The 15,890-nt window shown below is 46.1% G+C and carries 19 protein-coding genes; 9 read left to right on the top strand and 10 right to left on the bottom strand.

The annotated features are described in order from the left end of the window. Positions 1–29: 29 nt before the first annotated feature. Entirely contained in the window at positions 30–317 is a 288-nt protein-coding gene (locus tag ACLTWA_RS08095) for a hypothetical protein (RefSeq protein WP_412327115.1), read from the bottom strand. Positions 318–493: 176 nt separating this feature from the next. Between ACLTWA_RS08095 and ACLTWA_RS08100 the strand changes: the two genes are divergently transcribed. Beyond that, positions 494–1,522 (top strand): 3-deoxy-7-phosphoheptulonate synthase, encoded by a 1,029-nt coding sequence (locus ACLTWA_RS08100; RefSeq protein WP_412327116.1) that lies wholly within the window; start codon positions 494–496, stop codon positions 1,520–1,522. Between the two features lie 51 nt (positions 1,523–1,573). Here ACLTWA_RS08100 and ACLTWA_RS08105 read toward each other — a convergent pair whose 3' ends face one another. From ACLTWA_RS08105 to ACLTWA_RS08125, 5 genes are all read right to left on the bottom strand, one after another. Further along, positions 1,574–2,410: an undecaprenyl-diphosphate phosphatase gene (locus ACLTWA_RS08105; RefSeq protein ID WP_412327118.1), complete on the bottom strand. Its 837-nt coding sequence runs from the start codon at positions 2,408–2,410 to the stop codon at positions 1,574–1,576. A 15-nt stretch (positions 2,411–2,425) separates the two neighbouring features. Next, on the bottom strand, positions 2,426–3,103 hold the full coding sequence (gene ung, locus ACLTWA_RS08110) for a uracil-DNA glycosylase (RefSeq protein WP_412327119.1): 678 nt from the start codon (positions 3,101–3,103) through the stop codon (positions 2,426–2,428). Between the two features lie 16 nt (positions 3,104–3,119). Then, positions 3,120–3,881 (bottom strand): imidazole glycerol phosphate synthase subunit HisF, encoded by a 762-nt coding sequence (gene hisF, locus ACLTWA_RS08115; RefSeq protein ID WP_412327120.1) that lies wholly within the window; start codon positions 3,879–3,881, stop codon positions 3,120–3,122. Positions 3,882–3,892: 11 nt separating this feature from the next. After that, positions 3,893–4,501 (bottom strand): imidazole glycerol phosphate synthase subunit HisH, encoded by a 609-nt coding sequence (hisH, locus tag ACLTWA_RS08120; protein ID WP_412327121.1) that lies wholly within the window; start codon positions 4,499–4,501, stop codon positions 3,893–3,895. Between the two features lie 71 nt (positions 4,502–4,572). Next, positions 4,573–5,187, bottom strand: coding sequence for a hypothetical protein (locus ACLTWA_RS08125; protein WP_412327122.1), 615 nt, complete (start codon positions 5,185–5,187; stop codon positions 4,573–4,575). A 151-nt stretch (positions 5,188–5,338) separates the two neighbouring features. Here ACLTWA_RS08125 and ACLTWA_RS08130 point away from each other — a divergent pair, with 151 nt between their 5' ends. From ACLTWA_RS08130 to ACLTWA_RS08140, 3 genes are read left to right on the top strand one after another with little or no spacing between them, the layout of a single operon-like run. Further along, a complete protein-coding gene (locus ACLTWA_RS08130) occupies positions 5,339–5,770 on the top strand; it encodes a DUF4430 domain-containing protein (RefSeq protein WP_412327123.1) in 432 nt (143 codons plus the stop codon). Next, complete coding sequence (locus ACLTWA_RS08135) at positions 5,767–6,282, top strand: hypothetical protein (RefSeq protein WP_412327124.1); 516 nt, start codon at positions 5,767–5,769, stop codon at positions 6,280–6,282. Before ACLTWA_RS08130 ends, ACLTWA_RS08135 begins: the two co-directional genes overlap by 4 nt. 17 nt (positions 6,283–6,299) lie before the next feature. Next, positions 6,300–7,505 carry a class I SAM-dependent rRNA methyltransferase gene (locus ACLTWA_RS08140; RefSeq protein ID WP_412327126.1) on the top strand — a complete coding sequence of 402 codons (1,206 nt, stop codon included), beginning with the start codon at positions 6,300–6,302 and terminating at the stop codon, positions 7,503–7,505. 74 nt (positions 7,506–7,579) lie between these two features. On the opposite strand, the gene ACLTWA_RS08145 is transcribed toward ACLTWA_RS08140, so the two are convergent. Continuing rightward, a complete protein-coding gene (locus ACLTWA_RS08145) occupies positions 7,580–8,545 on the bottom strand; it encodes a polysaccharide deacetylase family protein (RefSeq protein WP_412327128.1) in 966 nt (321 codons plus the stop codon). Positions 8,546–8,751: 206 nt separating this feature from the next. Here ACLTWA_RS08145 and ACLTWA_RS08150 point away from each other — a divergent pair, with 206 nt between their 5' ends. After that, on the top strand, positions 8,752–8,925 hold the full coding sequence (locus tag ACLTWA_RS08150) for a hypothetical protein (protein WP_412327129.1): 174 nt from the start codon (positions 8,752–8,754) through the stop codon (positions 8,923–8,925). A 13-nt stretch (positions 8,926–8,938) separates the two neighbouring features. Continuing rightward, complete coding sequence (locus ACLTWA_RS08155; RefSeq protein WP_412327130.1) at positions 8,939–9,184, top strand: spore coat protein; 246 nt, start codon at positions 8,939–8,941, stop codon at positions 9,182–9,184. A 77-nt stretch (positions 9,185–9,261) separates the two neighbouring features. Here ACLTWA_RS08155 and ACLTWA_RS08160 read toward each other — a convergent pair whose 3' ends face one another. Together ACLTWA_RS08160 and ACLTWA_RS08165 are read right to left on the bottom strand one after the other, a co-directional pair. Continuing rightward, a complete protein-coding gene (locus ACLTWA_RS08160; protein ID WP_412327132.1) occupies positions 9,262–10,713 on the bottom strand; it encodes a 4Fe-4S dicluster domain-containing protein in 1,452 nt (483 codons plus the stop codon). Positions 10,714–11,015: 302 nt separating this feature from the next. After that, positions 11,016–11,846, bottom strand: coding sequence for a purine-nucleoside phosphorylase (locus tag ACLTWA_RS08165; protein WP_412327133.1), 831 nt, complete (start codon positions 11,844–11,846; stop codon positions 11,016–11,018). Between the two features lie 154 nt (positions 11,847–12,000). Between ACLTWA_RS08165 and ACLTWA_RS08170 the strand changes: the two genes are divergently transcribed. The 3 genes from ACLTWA_RS08170 to ACLTWA_RS08180 are packed head-to-tail and all read left to right on the top strand — an operon-like array spanning position 12,001 to position 14,430. Beyond that, a complete protein-coding gene (locus ACLTWA_RS08170) occupies positions 12,001–13,041 on the top strand; it encodes an ABC transporter substrate-binding protein (protein ID WP_412327135.1) in 1,041 nt (346 codons plus the stop codon). A 27-nt stretch (positions 13,042–13,068) separates the two neighbouring features. Beyond that, positions 13,069–13,839 (top strand): ABC transporter permease, encoded by a 771-nt coding sequence (locus ACLTWA_RS08175; RefSeq protein ID WP_412327137.1) that lies wholly within the window; start codon positions 13,069–13,071, stop codon positions 13,837–13,839. A gap of 3 nt (positions 13,840–13,842) precedes the next feature. Further along, on the top strand, positions 13,843–14,430 hold the full coding sequence (locus tag ACLTWA_RS08180; RefSeq protein WP_412327138.1) for an ATP-binding cassette domain-containing protein: 588 nt from the start codon (positions 13,843–13,845) through the stop codon (positions 14,428–14,430). 144 nt (positions 14,431–14,574) lie between these two features. Here ACLTWA_RS08180 and ACLTWA_RS08185 read toward each other — a convergent pair whose 3' ends face one another. Then, entirely contained in the window at positions 14,575–15,282 is a 708-nt protein-coding gene (locus ACLTWA_RS08185; protein WP_412327139.1) for a hypothetical protein, read from the bottom strand. Positions 15,283–15,890 lie beyond the last annotated feature (608 nt).

A 15,890-nucleotide genomic window follows, 5' to 3' on the forward strand; every position in this document is an offset into this window, starting at 1 on the left:
CGGGCTGCTGTCAGGTGCGGAGAATTTTGTCAGGAAAAATCCACAAATCCCGGAATCATTGAATAAGGGGCACAGTTTTTCATAGGGGCTGTCACGGTACCTTTCACATAATAGCTAAAAGACGGACGGCGGTTATTTTCCTTGGTCAAGTTCTTTATGAGCCTGTGATCTCTTCCCAGTTCCCCTATGTAATCCCCGTTCTGGTCGTAAATCTCAGTTCCGTAAAATTTCCCCAGAATGGTTCCATTGCAGTTCACCAGGTAATCCTTTTGTCTTACGCCAATATACCTTCCTCCCCAACTCCAGTATTTTACCATTGTTTCAACACCTTTCCTCTGTTATCATTATTAAATATCATACACCATTCTTTCTTAAAAAGAAACACCGATCTGCTGCACTTTGACAAAATTTAAACCTGCACTGGATTTTTTCACGAATCTGTTATATAATCAACTGCAAAAATACAGAATAACCACATACACAGGAGGATACTATGGGATTTCAATATGTAAACAATCTGCCAAGCCCGGAAGAAATCAAGGAACGTTTTCCGCTTCCGACGGAATTTAAAGACGTGAAAATGAAGCGGGATCAAGCCATCAGCGACGTACTCACCGGGACAAGCGATAAATTCCTTGTTATTATTGGACCCTGTTCCGCTGACAATGAGGAGTCTGTATGCGATTATGTAAACCGGCTCATTAAAGTTCAGGAAAAGACAAAAGACCGTCTTATCCTTGTTCCAAGAATTTATACCAACAAGCCAAGAACTACCGGCGAAGGCTACAAGGGTATGCTCCATCAGCCAGATCCGGAGAAAAAACCGGACATGCACGAAGGTCTGATTGCCATTCGCAAGATGCACATGAAGGTGTTTACGGAAACCGGCTTATCCACTGCAGATGAGATGCTTTATCCGGAAAACTTAGGATACCTTGACGATATTATGTCCTACATTGCCATTGGTGCCCGCTCCGTGGAAAACCAGCAGCACCGTCTGACCTCCAGCGCATGTGACGTTGCAGTAGGAATGAAAAATCCAACCAGCGGAGATCTATCGGTCATGTTAAACTCTGTGGTAGCTGCCCAGCAGGCCCATGATTTCACCTACCGCGGCTTTGAAGTAAAAAGCGACGGCAACCCTCTTGCTCATACCATCCTAAGAGGCGCAGTCAACAAGCACGGACAATCCATCCCTAACTATCATTTTGAAGACCTGTTCCTGCTTCATGAGATGTACAGCCGGAGAAATTTAAAAAATCCCGCCTGCATCGTGGATGCCAACCATGCCAACTCCAATAAAAAGTACATGGAGCAGATCCGCATCTGCAAGGAAGTCCTTCACAGCCGGAGACACTCCAGTGAGATCCATTCTCTGGTGAAAGGCCTGATGATCGAAAGCTACATCGAACCAGGGGCTCAGAAGGTAGGAGAAGGATGTTACGGAAAATCCATCACCGATCCCTGTCTCGGCTGGGATGATTCCGAACGTCTGCTTTACGAAATCGCGGAACTGGTATAAAAACATAAAAAAGCTGAGGAACGCGGATTTAACCGTTTTCCCCAGCTTTTTTTATAGACCAAGAACAACTGTGACTCCGAAATACAGCAGCACGACCGCTCCCAGAACGATCCGGTAGTATCCGAAAAACTTAAAATCATGCTGTCTGATGTATCCCATTAAAAACTTGATGGCATATACAGATACCACAAATGCTACCACCATGCCAAGGATCAGATAGAAGATCTGAGTACCGTTAAAGTTCGCTCCGTATTTCACGATCTTTAGCAGACTGGCACCAAACATGATCGGAATTCCAAGGAAAAAGGAAAATTCCGCAGAGGCTGCTCTGGAACAACCAAGAATCATGGCTCCGAGAATGGTGGAACCGGAACGGGAGGTTCCGGGAATTAAAGCCAGAAGCTGGAACAGACCGATGTAAAGTGCGGTCTGGTAAGGAATTTCGTTCACCTTCTGAATATCAAAATTCCGGTACTGGTTCCTGTTTTCAATGACCAGAAACAAGATTCCATAGATAATTAAGGTTGCTGCAACCACATAGCCGTTCATCAGATAGGCTTCCAGAATGTCATCGACCAGAAAGCCGATGACCGCTGCAGGGATACAGGCTAATATGATCTTGCTCCATAAAACCAGTGTGGCCTGCCTCTGTGCCGGTTTCTTGCTGGGTGTAAATGGATTGAGCTTATCAAAATATAAGACTACCACAGCTAAGATGGCACCAAGCTGGATCACCACCAGGAACATATTCATAAAGTCAGCCGGCTGGTTTAAATGAATGATCTCATCAACAAGAATCATATGGCCCGTACTGCTGATCGGAAGCCATTCGGTAAATCCTTCCACAATCCCAAGTACAAGCACTTTTAAAATTTCCAAAAAATCCATTGCATTTCCCCCGATTTATTTAATATTTTCAATCTGCCAGTCAATAGGAGCCACTCCATTGGCCTCCAGAAAGGCATTTGCTTTACTGAAATGCTTACAGCCGAAAAATCCCCGGTAAGCAGACAGCGGACTTGGATGAGGTGCTTCCAGTATCAAATGTCTGGGATTTGTAAGCATTGCCTTCTTATTCTGGGCCGGACGCCCCCATAAGAGAAATACCATAGGACGGTCCTGTTCATTGAGAATCCGGATGGCCGCATCCGTAAACTTCTCCCAGCCGATTCCCTGATGGGAATTGGCCGCATGGGCTCGAACGGTAAGAACCGTATTCAAAAGCATGACTCCCTGGTCGGACCACTTTTTCAAATATCCATGATTTGGAATCTCGCATCCCAAATCATCCCGTAATTCCTGATAGATATTCGCAAGAGACGGAGGAATATCCACATCCGGCTTCACGGAAAAGCACAGGCCATGCGCCTGACCATGGTTGTGGTAAGGATCCTGACCTAAGATCACTGCCTTCACTTTGGAAAGAGGCGTGAACTGAAACGCATTGAATATATCATCGGGTTCCGGAAAAACCATGCCCGTCTCATATTCTTTCTTCACCTTCTGATAAAGTTCCCTGTAATACGGCTTTTTAAACTCCCCGCTTAAGGGGGCCAGCCAGTCGTTATCAATTGCTCCCATTGTTTCTCCTTTGCATTTATATCCTTACGGGTATTCCTGATTCTTTTAAATACTGTTTTAATTCCATGATTTCTAATTCCTTATAATGGAACAGAGAGGCTGCCAACGCCGCATCTGCCTTTCCTTCCACCAGGGCATGGCGGAAATGCTCCATGGTTCCTGCTCCGCCGGAAGCGATGACCGGTACGGAAACCGTATCTGCGATGATGCGGTTCAGTTCATCATCATAGCCTGCCTTTGTACCGTCACAGTCCATGCTGGTGAGAAGAATCTCCCCGGCTCCCAGCTGGTCCGCTTTTCTTGCCCACTCCACCGCATCAAGCCCGGTATCGATTCTGCCGCCGTTTTTAAATACGTTCCAGCCGCTTCCATCCGCCCTCCTTCTGGCATCAATGGCTACCACCACACACTGGCGGCCGAACTTATCCGCTGCATCTGAAATGAGCCTGGGCGTATTAAGAGCGGAGGAATTGATGGAGATTTTATCGGCCCCTTCTCTTAAAAGCATCTTAAAGTCATCCACCGTGCGGATACCTCCCCCCACGGTAAATGGAATGAATACCTTTTCCGCCACCCGGCGCACCATATCCACCACCGTATTCCGGTGATCGGAAGAAGCGGTAATATCTAAAAATACCAGTTCATCGGCGCCGGCCTTATCATAAGCCGCAGCAATCTCCACAGGATCACCTGCATCTTTTAAATTCACAAAATTGACACCCTTTACCACTCTTCCATTGTGTACGTCCAGACATGGTATGATTCTCTTCGTAAGCATCCGGCACCTCCTTAGGTCAGCTCGATGAAATTTTTAAGGATTCTAAGACCTGTATCACTGCTCTTTTCCGGATGGAACTGACAGGCAAATAAATTCCCCCGTTCCACGGAGGCGCCGAATGTCAGCCCGTATTCCGAGGACGCCGCCACATCAGACTGCTGTCCGGCTTCTAAATAATATGAGTGGACAAAATAAACATATGCCCCCGATTCAATCCCCTTAAAAAGTCTGGCCCCAGGCGTGATATTTAAACAGTTCCAGCCCATATGGGGAACTTTAAGCCCATTAGTATCTGGAAATTTAACAATCTTTCCCGGAAGCAGGCCAAGGCCCCTGACCCCCTCGCATTCTTCACTGCTTTCAAAAAAAAGCTGCAGCCCGAGACAGATTCCAAGAAATGGAGTTCCCTTTGAAACGACCTGATGGATTACCTCCACCAGTCCAAATTGATGGAGCTTTTCCATTGCGTCTCCAAAAGCTCCTACCCCCGGCAGAATCACCTTATCTGCAGAAAGGATGGTATCCTTATCCCTGCTTATGACCGGTCTTTCCCCCAGAGAGACCAGAGCTTTTTCCACACTCTTTAAGTTACCGGCATCGTAATCAATAATCGCAATCATGGCAGCCACCTCTTTACGCCTTTTTTCAACATTTTAGCACAGTCCCACCCAATGCACAACGCAAAATATGCCTACAATTTCCGAAAGAATTCCAAAGAATTTTCTGAAATTGAATCCGCTTTCCCTTTTACCGCCTCTGAAAGCTGGGCGAATTTGCCGTGAATCCGGTACAAATGGGCTTTTTTATTCACCATAGCCGTCTTTTCAAATGGCCAGCGAATGACCGTCGGCGTCTGAAAGCCTACTCCAAGCTCCAGAAGCACCAGCCGCTTATTCAAAGTACCGGAAAGCCATCTGGTATATGCGTTCCACTGAGGCAAGTACCCCTCTTCTATGTAATCTTCCGCTTCAATGGTATTGCCTGTAAGGGGCTGGCCGCAGTGGGGACAGATGTCATCAGGAATCTCTCCCGGCTCCCATATATCCTTAGTACAGGACTTTGAGCACTGCCTCCATGTGACATTGCCGCAGGGGGCAACGATCCGGCTCTGAACCAGGGAGGATTTTCTGATCTCTCCGTCGGTCACTGTTGTTACAATAAAATAATCCTTATCCTGAATCAGGTTCTGCAGCTTATGGTAAAGAAGCTGAATATCCTCGTTTCCTTCTGCAATCCACTCTTCTCCGATTCCAATCAGAAGTTTTTCACAGGATTTTATTTCTTCCACAATCTGTTCTTTTGTCATGATAGTTATCCACCTTTTATCTAAAGTTCTTTTTTATTATACATCAGCGGACATTTTAAGAAAAGATGGAAATTCTATCCTTGCGGCAGGCTATGAATCTATGCTATACTAATGCATGCATTGAACTTAAGTAAAAGGAAGTAAGCGGATTATGAATGAACGCAAAAAGCTTTCTCCCTTACTGGGAGGCTGCGCTGCTATCGCAGTCCTGGCACTGCTGCTGGTCATATATAACTTTACAAGACCGGTTCCCATGGCCGGAACGAAGAACATTACCATTGACGTCGTATACGATAACGGGATGAAAGAGCATTACCAGGTCACAACAGAAGCTCATTTTCTGCTGGAAGCCATAAATTCTATTCCGGGCCTTGAAGTGGAAGGAACCCAGAGCGAAGAGTTTGGTCTTATGGTCACTGTAATTAACGGAAAAGAAGCAGATTACCAAAAGGATCACGCCTACTGGTCTCTTCTCCTGGAAGGGGAGCCCTGCAGCTATGGGGTCAGTCAGCAGCCAATTAAGGACGGGGAACATTATTCGTTCCAGTACACTCCTGCAGACAGCGGAAATAAAAAACCATGAAAGCATTTCCACGGTTGACCACAGGCGAACTGGTCCGGGACGCATTGCTGTCTGCCATCTTATTCATCAGCCAGGTCAGCCTGGCATGGATCAGCAATGTAGAGCTGGTCTCCCTGTTACTGATTTTATATACTCTGGTATTTAAAAAACACGTATGGCTGATCCTGTACGTGTTTATTGCTTTGGAAGGATTGGTTTACGGATTCGGGCTGTGGTGGTTTTCCTATTTATATGTATGGCCCATACTCCCGGCTTTTGTCTTTCTTCTTTTCAAGACCCCCTCACCAAAGCCTTTTGGCATCTCCGTTCTCTCCGGAATATTCGGAATGCTGTTCGGCTTATTCTGCTCCCTGTCCTACCTTATACTCTCAGGCCCGGGAGCAGCCTTTATCTGGTGGAGTGCCGGAATTCCCTTTGACCTTGTTCACGGAGCCGGTAACTTTATCCTTGCCCTCATTCTGTTTCAGCCGTTATACCGGCTGCTTTGCAGATTAAAACGAATCCAATTATAAGAAGGAGTCACTTACTCATGGAAACAGCAATCGTAAAAATAAAAAAAGGGGAAGCCCGCGCCTTAAAAGCCGGCGGCATGTGGATCTATGACAATGAGATCGACACCATCACCGGAGAGTTCACCAATGGAGACATTGTGACCGTAGAGGATTTTGACGGCTATATTCTCGGACGTGGTTTTATTAATACCAATTCAAAGATAACCGTTCGCATGATGACCCGGAAAAAAGACACGGAAATTAACGAGGCATTTATTGAGATGCGTGTCCGCAATGCCTGGGAATACCGGAAAGCCACGTCTGATACCGGCAGCTGCCGCCTGATTTTCGGAGAAGCGGACTTTCTTCCCGGTATCGTCGTGGACAAGTTCTCCGACGTTTTAGTGGTGGAATCCCTTGCCCTTGGAATCGACCGGTTAAAGCCACTCATTCTGGAAACATTAAAAAAAGTCTTAAAAGAAGATGGCATTGAAATCCGGGGCATCTATGAACGAAGCGATGCCAAAGTCCGTCTTCAGGAAGGAATGGAGCGTGTCAAAGGCTTTATCGGAGAACCATTTGACACTAAGGTTCCGATTACAGAAAACGGAGTCAAATACCTGGTAGACGTTGCGGATGGCCAGAAGACCGGATTTTTCCTTGACCAGAAATACAACCGTCTGGCCATACAGAACATCTGCAGGGGAAGACGGGTCCTGGACTGCTTTACTCACACCGGTTCCTTTGCCTTAAATGCAGGAATTGCCGGAGCAGCAGAAGTTCTTGGAGTCGATGCATCGGAACTTGCCGTAGCTCAGGCCGCAGAGAATGCCCGGTTAAACGGTTTATCCGGCCGTGTAACCTTCCAGTGTGCCGACGTGTTTGAACTCCTTCCGGAATTAGAGAAAAAGGGAGAACTGTTCGACGTGGTAATCCTGGACCCTCCGGCCTTTACCAAATCCAGAAATTCCGTAAAAAATGCAGTAAAAGGCTATCGGGAAATCAATCTCCGGGGCATGAAGCTCATCAAAGACGGCGGCTATCTGGCCACCTGCTCCTGCTCCCATTTCATGACTCCAGACCTTTTTACCAAAACCATACGGGAAGCCGCCGCTAACGTCCACAAACGCCTTCGTCAGGTAGAATACCGGACCCAGGCCGCCGACCACCCCATCTTGTGGTCCGGGGAAGAGACTTCTTATTATTTAAAATTTTATATCTTTCAGGTTTGCGATGAAAAGTAGTTAATAATATGCAGCTTTTTTGCAGAAAATCAACAGGAACCGGGGCCTTTGCCCCGGTTCTCTTTCATCCCTTATTATCTGTAAAACTGCGAATAGACCCCACCCGCAGCCACGCCGCCACGGTACTGAGCCATCTCACTTACAGTGACCATCTGATATCCTGCTGCTGCCAACTGGGGAATGATCTCCAGGGCTGCCGCCCCGCTCTGTGAATAAAGCTCGTGCATCAGCACAATATCCCCATCACGGACCTGACTCATTACCGAATGAACCGTTTTCCCAGCATTGCGTGTCTTCCAGTCCAGTGTATCAATGCTCCACATAATCATGGGAGCGTTTACATTTGCAAGAACCGTACGGTTCTTTAATCCTCCCGGAAGCCTTACAAGTGCAGGCCTGACTCCGGCTGCCGCAAAAACAGCGTCGCTGCAGCGGCTGATCTCACTTTGTATCTGAGCTCCGTTTAATTTTGTTAAATACTTATGGTCAAAGGTATGATTTCCGATCTCATGTCCCTCTGCCACCATACGCTGGAGTTCTGTTTTATAAGCAGCCGCTCTGCTTCCTACGACAAAGAATGTAGCCTTTCCTCCGTAACTGGCCAGACAGTCCATGATCTGATTTCCCACAGGTGCATAGGGTCCGTCATCAAAGGTCAGCGCTACCATAGGCCGTGCCGGATCAATCTGTCTTCCTTCCGCAGCAGGCTGCGTTTCCGCCTGTCCGCTTTCTTCCTGTGCTTGTCCTTCCGATTCTTTTTCCGGGTCCTCTTGCGGATCCCGGGACTCAGCTCCTCCCTCTTCGGAGGCTTTGGATTCTTCCACCTGTTTTCCAGGTTCATCGGAAATATTACCCTCTTCATCTACCCATCTGGCAACACCAGGTCCCAGATCTTCATCTATCCAGCCATTGCGTACACCGGTCCCATCGGGAGCCGGAGCTGTCTCATCTGCCATTGACGGAAATGGAGCTGCCGGTACAAAGGCTGTCACAAGTATGACTGCCATTAAAATACTTATCCATTGTAAAAGTCGTTTCATCTTTCTTACCTCCTTTACCTTTTGCTACTTTCTACTATACAGGAAACCAGGAGAAATTGAAAGAATATTCCAGAGAAATCGTATAAACATACCTTTTTTTCAAATCAAAAAAAATTAAGAAAAATTTTAATAATAAAAGTTTTCCCAATAAATATGAATGGTTTGAATGAAATTCTCCATACTAACTAAGGTTGGAGGTGATAAATATGAGCCCAAAAGAATTAATCTATATCGAAGATGCTCTCGGACATGAAAAATTTTTAAAAACACAATTCCAGGAAGCTGCACAGAATCTGCAGGACCCGGAATTAAAAGCATGTGCGCAGGAATTAACACAAAAGCACCAGCAGATTTTTGACAACTTCTATAACTTAGTGTAAGGAGGAACCGCAAATGGATGACAAATGTATTATGGAAAACCTGCTTAACACCACCAAGGGAGTGTGTGACCTGTATATGCATGGTACGATTGAATCCCCTACCATGAATGTGCATCAGGCTTTCGATACTGCTTTAAAAGACAGTCTGTGCATGCAGAGCGATATTTATAAAAAAATGTCCGCAAAGGGATGGTACACCACTGAACAGGCAGAACAGCAGAAAATATCCAAAGTAAAAAATCAGTTTTCCGGAATGTAAGAAGGAACCCCGCTTACGGGATTCTCCCAAAAAAAGCTATGGGCTTTCCCAAACGGGATCAGCCCATAGCTTTTTTCTTAATGTCTGTGCATAGGAACCGTCTCCAGTCCCTGGCTCTTTAAATTCTCGTGAACCTGCCTGCCATCTGCCTGGCCGATCAGCAAGTCACGTGCCTTCTTTGCCTCATTCTCATTTTTAAATCTGGCCGGCCCGCCTACACAGCCGCCCACACATACCATGCCTTCGATAAAGTCTTCCGGCAGTTTTCCTACCTTTAACAGCATCAGTGCCTTTTTACATTCCGCCGCACCATTGCATTTGGCTACCTTAATGTTGGTGTTTTCTTCCGTTTCCTTTAAGCACTCCAACACTGCCGCTGTTACGCCGCCGCCGTTTCCAAAACGCTTTCCAAAAACTGAAGCCTGCTGATATGTATTCTCTTCCGGCTCTAAATCCACGCCCTTTGCCTGCATCATGGCATAAGCCTCTCCGACAGTCAGAACATAGTCTGCATTTCCCTTCACATTCTTATCCATGTTCTCGCTCTTTTTTGCAATACATGGTCCGATAAATACGGTAACTGTCTCCGGATCCTGTTCCTTTAACATTCTGGAAACTGCACACATGGGAGAAACCGTGGTAGACATATGATCAAGAAGGGTCGGGTAATGCTGCTTGATCATGTTTACAAATGCCGGACAGCAGGAAGTAGTCATCTTCTTTCCCTCTTTATAGGCTTCTGCCCATTCTGCCGCTTCGGCTGCCGCAGTTAAATCTCCGCCTAAAGCGACCTCCACCATGTCTGCAAAACCGATTTTCTTTAAAGCTGTCTTCCAGCTTGCCATGGTAATATCCGGGCCGTACTGGCCTTCGATTGCAGGTGCTACCATTGCAACTACCTTTTTCCCTGCCTGAATCTGACGAATCACATCAGTAAGGAAGGTCTTTGCCCCAATGGCTCCAAACGGACATCCGGTAATGCAGGCTCCGCACTGGATGCATTTTTTCTCATCTATAACAACAATGTCGTTTTCATCCATCGTAATTGCATTGACCGGGCAGCTCTTTTTACAAGGCCGGGTCAGGTCTGCAATCGCATTATAAGGGCAGGCCTGGGAACATTTTCCGCATTCCTTACATTTTTCCGGGTCAATGTGGGCACGGTCGTGGCCCATGGTAATTGCACCGAAATTACAGGAATTCTGGCATGCCTTTCCCATACAGAGCTGGCAGTTATCCGTGACCACATAACGGGCGATGGGACAGCCTTCGCAGGCGGAGTTGATGACCTGGACCACATTGCTGGTATCTTTTCCGCTGGGGCATAAACCTTCTGCAAGCCGGACCCTCTCCCTGATAATCTCTCTCTCCCTGTAAATACAGCATCGGAACTGAGCCTTGGGACCAGGAATGATGTGATAAGGAATTTCATTTCTGTGTTCCTCGATCTTATCTTCCCATACAAGTTTTGCCACTTCAAGTAATACCTCATGCGTTATGCGATGCAATGTTGCGTCATGTGTTACCATAATTTTCCTCCTGTTACTTCCACAGATGTGGCCGTGTAAATATTCTATAAGTATAATAATGTGTGATGATTAAAAGACAGACCGGAAAAGACCCTTCTTTTTCACGGCATGTAAAATGACCGCAGTATGAGTCATCCTCCGGTTTCATCTTCTCCCTTTTCGACCATTATCGCATATCGCAGATAGGTTATCAATAAAATTTTACCGATTAGGTGTATTTTTTTGAATACAGCTTTTCCTGTCAATGCCTGTTTTTATGAGACATAAAAAGAATCCCGCAAGCGGGATTCTTCCAGGTCTTTTTATCTTTCAGCAAGTTTTGTGATGGAAGCGGTAATCAGCTTTTTAAACAGCGGCGCTACCCGGTCTGCCGTTTCCTGTACCTCTGCATGGCTGAGCGGCTGGTCTGTGATGCCGCAGGCCATATTGGTAATGCAGGAGATTCCGCAGACCTTCATTCCCATATGATTGGCTGCAAGCGCTTCACAGGCTGTACTCATGCCAACCGCGTCAGCTCCCAGGATGCGGCACATCTGTACTTCCGACGGGGACTCATAGGCCGGACCGGAAAGCTGCATATATACACCTTCCCTTAAATCCACGCCCTCTTCCTTTGCCGCTTCTTTAATCACTGCCCGAAGCTCTTTTCGGTAGATATCGCTCATATCCGGGAATCTGGGCCCCAGCTCTTCAATATTCTCTCCAATTAACGGAGACGGAACAAAGCTTGCAATATGATCCTTTAAAAGCATAAAGTCTCCGGGCCTGTATTCTTTATTCACCCCGCCGGAGGCATTGGTCAAAAACAGTGTCTTCGCACCCAGCAGCCCCATAAGTCTTGTGGGGAGCACAACATCAGTCATTGGATAACCTTCATAATAATGAACACGTCCCTGCATAATAACCACCGGAACTTTATTTACATAGCCGAAAATAAATCTTCCCTTATGTCCGGCAACAGTCGATACAGGAAAGCCTTCAATGTCTTTATAATCAATGGCCGTAGTAACTTCGATTTCTTCTGCGTATTCTCCCAGGCCAGAGCCAAGGATCAGAGCTACTTCCGGAATAAAATCAGTTTTTTCCCTGACACTTTTCAAACAATTCTGTAATTTTTCATATACTTGATTCATATGGTCTTTCTCCCTTCACATTCCTGACGAACTTACATTCTGCAGGTATTTTCAGTATAACACAAATCCCTGAAAATCTGCATCAACATTTTGACAAATCAAACATGCCGGTGCTATACTGAACCTGTTTCATACGAAAAAAAGGAGGATTATTATGAAAAAAGCAATATCCATACTGATGGCTTTTACAATAGCAGCAGCTCTACTGGCCGGCTGTAATGCAGGCACTGCCCCGGATACCAAAGCCACAGCTGAAACACAGGCAGAAAGCAATGAGCCCTCAAAACAGGCAGACGAAGCCTATTCCTTAAAGGTCGGTTCCTTAAAGGGTCCTACCTCCATGGGGCTGGCAGAATTAATGGACCGGTCTCAAAAACAAAATACAGAAGGCCGTTACGAATTCACCATGGTGACCGCAGCAGACGAACTTCTTGGAAAAATCGTAAGCGGTGAGCTTGATGTAGCGCTGGTACCTGCCAATATGGCTTCTATTCTCTATACAAAGACCGGTCACGGCATCACGGTGCTCGATATCAATACCATGGGCGTTCTCTATGGAATCTCCGCAGATGACTCCATAAAAGCTACAACTGACTTAAAGGGAAAGACCGTTTACTTAACGGGAAAAGGAACGACCCCTGATTATGCCCTGCAGCATGTGCTGAAGGCAAACGGCCTGACCACTGATGATGTGACTCTGGAATACAAATCCGAAGCAGCGGAAGTCGTTTCTGTCCTGAAAGAAAAACCCGATGCCGTAGGGTTTTTGCCCCAGCCCTTTGTAACGGCAGCCATGGCTCAGAATGACAGCCTTAAAATCGTCCTTGATTTAACAAAGGAATGGGAAGCCAAAGCAGGAACCGACGGCGGAAGTCTGGTAACCGGCGTTACCATCTGCAGGAATGAAGTGCTGAAGGAGCAGAAGGCGGCCATTGGAACCTTTATGGCGGAGCATAAAAGGTCCGCAGAATACGTCAATGCCAATGTAAGCGAAGCTGCCGCCATGGTGGTTTCTGCCGGAATTATAGAAAAAGCACCCATTGCAGAAAAAGCCATTCCTTACTGCAGCATTACCTATATAGACGGGGAGAAAATGAAGTCCCTTTTAAGCGGATACTTAAAAGTCCTTTTTGACATGGAACCGTCTTCCATCGGAGGAGCTCTTCCGGATGACAGCTTCTATTATATGCCGTAATTTGTTTTAAAAAGGAAGGAGACACCAATGAAAGCTGCCCATCACCGCTTGAAAAACACCGGTATCATTTTTTTCTGGCTCCTGTTGTGGCAGGCTGTAAGCCTTGCCCTGCATAACAGCATTCTCCTTGTGGGCCCCTTTCAAGTGGTCCGTGCCTTGTTTGCCCAGACCCTTATGGCAGATTTCTGGAAAACCATCGTTTTCTCCTTTGGAAAGATCATCCTGGGATTTCTTCTGGCTTTTGCTGCCGGGATTCTGGCCGGAGGAACTGCCTGCCGCTTCCCTTTAATGGAAGACTTTTTAAAGCCGGTGATCACCTTTCTTAAATCCGTTCCTGTAGCTTCTTTTATCATACTGGCACTGATCTGGGTCGGGTCCGAGAACCTTTCTGTCTTCATCGCATTCCTGGTAGTATTCCCTGTCATCTATATCAATACCATGGCAGGTATCAAAAGCGCAGACCCGAAACTTCTTGAAATGGCAAGGGTTTTTCGCATGCCGGCAGGAAAAAAGCTTCTTTTCATCTACCGCCCCGCCCTGTTTCCTTTTCTCATAAGCGGCTGCCGGGTAGCCCTGGGGATGAGCTTTAAATCAGGCATCGCTGCCGAGGTCATCGGAGTTCCCGGCCATTCCATCGGAGAAAAGTTATATATGGCAAAGATCTACTTAAGCACAGCCGATTTATTTGCCTGGACACTGGTTATTATTGTCATCAGTGCTGTTTTTGAAGCTCTGTTTCTGCGGATACTGGCAATGGCTTCGCCGGGCTGTTCTTTGCCGGAAAAACAGGAGGGATGACAGATGGAGCTTATTATCAGAAATCTATCCAAATCTTATGGGGACTTGGAAGTTCTCACCAATGTAAATTTAAGGCTTCAGGCAGGTAACATTTACTGCCTTATGGAACCATCTGGATCGGGAAAAACCACCTTGTTCCGAATCATCCTGGGACTTTCAAAAGCAGATTCGGGCTGCATGGAAGGGCTGAACGGCATAAAGACCGCCGCTGTCTTTCAGGAAAACCGGCTTTGCGAGGAGTTTACACCAATCGATAACCTTACTATGGTAACTGCCGGATATTCCAAGGAAAGCCGGGAAAAGGCAAAGGAAGCTCTTTTAAGGCTTCTGCCGGAAGAATCCTTATCCCGCCCGGTTTTCACCTTAAGCGGAGGCATGAAGCGGCGGGTGGCAATTGCAAGAGCCTTGTGGGCCACCTCGGATATGCTCCTTATGGATGAACCCTTTACCGGGCTTGACCAAGATACAAAACGGACTGTGATCCGCAGGATCATGGAATGTACCAAGAATAAACTGGTCATCCTCAGTACCCATCAGGAAGAAGATGTCAGGCTACTTCATGGAATCCCTATAAAACTGGGGCCAGTGTAAAACATTAAGACAAAACATAACATACAAAAACATGCCTTGCTTCCGGCTGTAAAAGCCGGTATTAAGGCATGTTTTCATGTTATTCCTATGATTTTTTGTATAACCTGCTGCCGCAGATTCCTTTTGCAGGGCCCCTTTGCGAAGTTATTTCAGCTTTAATGTATCAAGGGAAGCCTCGATCTGATCGATCACAGCCTGATCTTCCGATTCAACAGAGCCTGCAGCGCTGATGTATTTCTTAGCTGCAGCGTCATAAGAACCGGAAATGGAATAATAGCGAACGCCATCTTCCGGATTTTTATAACGGACGGCATAGCGGAAGGTCTGGCTTCCATTATCCCCGTTCTTTACCTCATAGCGGACAAATTCCATATCATCTCCCCTGCTTACCATTTTTTTGTACTCTTCCATGGTCTCAGGGTAAACCTCACGTGCTCCGTCTGCATCTTCCCCTTCTATATAGGTAACTTCCAGAATATCATTGCCGTTTGGGGAAGTAAAAGCAGCCACACTCTCATCACCGTCTTCGTCAACACTCCAGCCAGACGGAGGTGTAATCTGGTATTTACCGGATTTGGAAGTAAACACACCGGAGGTAATGTTTCCGGAATCAGCCGCCGTTCTCTGTACATATGCAGTGGTCTCTTCACTTTCTGCCTCATCTGTGTCCTCGCTGTCAGAAGCTGCTTCAGACACCTTTGTCTCCTCTGTTTTTGATTCTGCTGCCACCGTAGCTGCTGCTTCTTTGGTAGACTCCTGCTCTTTTGTATTATCTTTTGCTCCGCAGGCAGTAGCTGCCATCATTACGGTCATGGCTACAGCAATTACTGCCAACAAATTTTTTCTTCTCATAATAATCACTCCTTTTATACAAATTTACTTCTGGTGACGATGTGAATTATATCATGTGGAACTTAAAAAGTATAGAGGATTAAATGAACTGAAAGAAACCAAAAGAATTCTTAATAATTCTTCCAGGTTCTTCTCTCATATTTCCTATTAGGAAGCGGAAGCCCTCTCTTTTGACTGTAAACCTCCTGATTTCGGTCACAAAAGCCAAATCATCCTTTTATTTTAATGATTCCTTATAATTACTTTCGAATCTTTATGAAATGTTTATGGCCTAGTCAAACTTCCGTCACATTTTGCAGATATACTAATAAATGTAAAGGAACCCCACCCTTTTAATATTGACTTTTTATTTTTCATACTCAGCCGGCAGGAACATATGATTTGTTTCTGCCGGCTCCTCCCATTTCCGGGACAAAATTTCCAAAAAATCACGTAAATACATACAAAAAAATAAATTTGAAACTTTTTCCGAAATATTGTTGACAAAACCATAGCCATCATATATAATAACTCTTGCGTTGCGGAAAAGCAAAAAACAAAAGACGCGAAATACCTTCGGGGTGTGGCTCAGCTTGGCTAGAGCGCCTGGTTTGGGACCAGGAGGTCGC

This window comes from Lacrimispora sp. (genome assembly GCF_046972725.1).
Classification (GTDB): Bacteria; Bacillota; Clostridia; order Lachnospirales; family Lachnospiraceae; genus Lacrimispora.

Bases quoted from the DNA above. Each gene is read 5' to 3' on its own strand.
- ACLTWA_RS08095 (WP_412327115.1), bottom strand. From the start codon at position 317: ATGGTAAAATACTGGAGTTGGGGAGGAAGGTATATTGGCGTAAGACAA.
- ACLTWA_RS08100 (WP_412327116.1), top strand. From the start codon at position 494: ATGGGATTTCAATATGTAAACAATCTGCCAAGCCCGGAAGAAATCAAG.
- ACLTWA_RS08105 (WP_412327118.1), bottom strand. From the start codon at position 2,410: ATGGATTTTTTGGAAATTTTAAAAGTGCTTGTACTTGGGATTGTGGAA.
- ung (WP_412327119.1), bottom strand. From the start codon at position 3,103: ATGGGAGCAATTGATAACGACTGGCTGGCCCCCTTAAGCGGGGAGTTT.
- hisF (WP_412327120.1), bottom strand. From the start codon at position 3,881: ATGCTTACGAAGAGAATCATACCATGTCTGGACGTACACAATGGAAGA.
- hisH (WP_412327121.1), bottom strand. From the start codon at position 4,501: ATGATTGCGATTATTGATTACGATGCCGGTAACTTAAAGAGTGTGGAA.
- ACLTWA_RS08125 (WP_412327122.1), bottom strand. From the start codon at position 5,187: ATGACAAAAGAACAGATTGTGGAAGAAATAAAATCCTGTGAAAAACTT.
- ACLTWA_RS08130 (WP_412327123.1), top strand. From the start codon at position 5,339: ATGAATGAACGCAAAAAGCTTTCTCCCTTACTGGGAGGCTGCGCTGCT.
- ACLTWA_RS08135 (WP_412327124.1), top strand. From the start codon at position 5,767: ATGAAAGCATTTCCACGGTTGACCACAGGCGAACTGGTCCGGGACGCA.
- ACLTWA_RS08140 (WP_412327126.1), top strand. From the start codon at position 6,300: ATGGAAACAGCAATCGTAAAAATAAAAAAAGGGGAAGCCCGCGCCTTA.
- ACLTWA_RS08145 (WP_412327128.1), bottom strand. From the start codon at position 8,545: ATGAAACGACTTTTACAATGGATAAGTATTTTAATGGCAGTCATACTT.
- ACLTWA_RS08150 (WP_412327129.1), top strand. From the start codon at position 8,752: ATGAGCCCAAAAGAATTAATCTATATCGAAGATGCTCTCGGACATGAA.
- ACLTWA_RS08155 (WP_412327130.1), top strand. From the start codon at position 8,939: ATGGATGACAAATGTATTATGGAAAACCTGCTTAACACCACCAAGGGA.
- ACLTWA_RS08160 (WP_412327132.1), bottom strand. From the start codon at position 10,713: ATGGTAACACATGACGCAACATTGCATCGCATAACGCATGAGGTATTA.
- ACLTWA_RS08165 (WP_412327133.1), bottom strand. From the start codon at position 11,846: ATGAATCAAGTATATGAAAAATTACAGAATTGTTTGAAAAGTGTCAGG.
- ACLTWA_RS08170 (WP_412327135.1), top strand. From the start codon at position 12,001: ATGAAAAAAGCAATATCCATACTGATGGCTTTTACAATAGCAGCAGCT.
- ACLTWA_RS08175 (WP_412327137.1), top strand. From the start codon at position 13,069: ATGAAAGCTGCCCATCACCGCTTGAAAAACACCGGTATCATTTTTTTC.
- ACLTWA_RS08180 (WP_412327138.1), top strand. From the start codon at position 13,843: ATGGAGCTTATTATCAGAAATCTATCCAAATCTTATGGGGACTTGGAA.
- ACLTWA_RS08185 (WP_412327139.1), bottom strand. From the start codon at position 15,282: ATGAGAAGAAAAAATTTGTTGGCAGTAATTGCTGTAGCCATGACCGTA.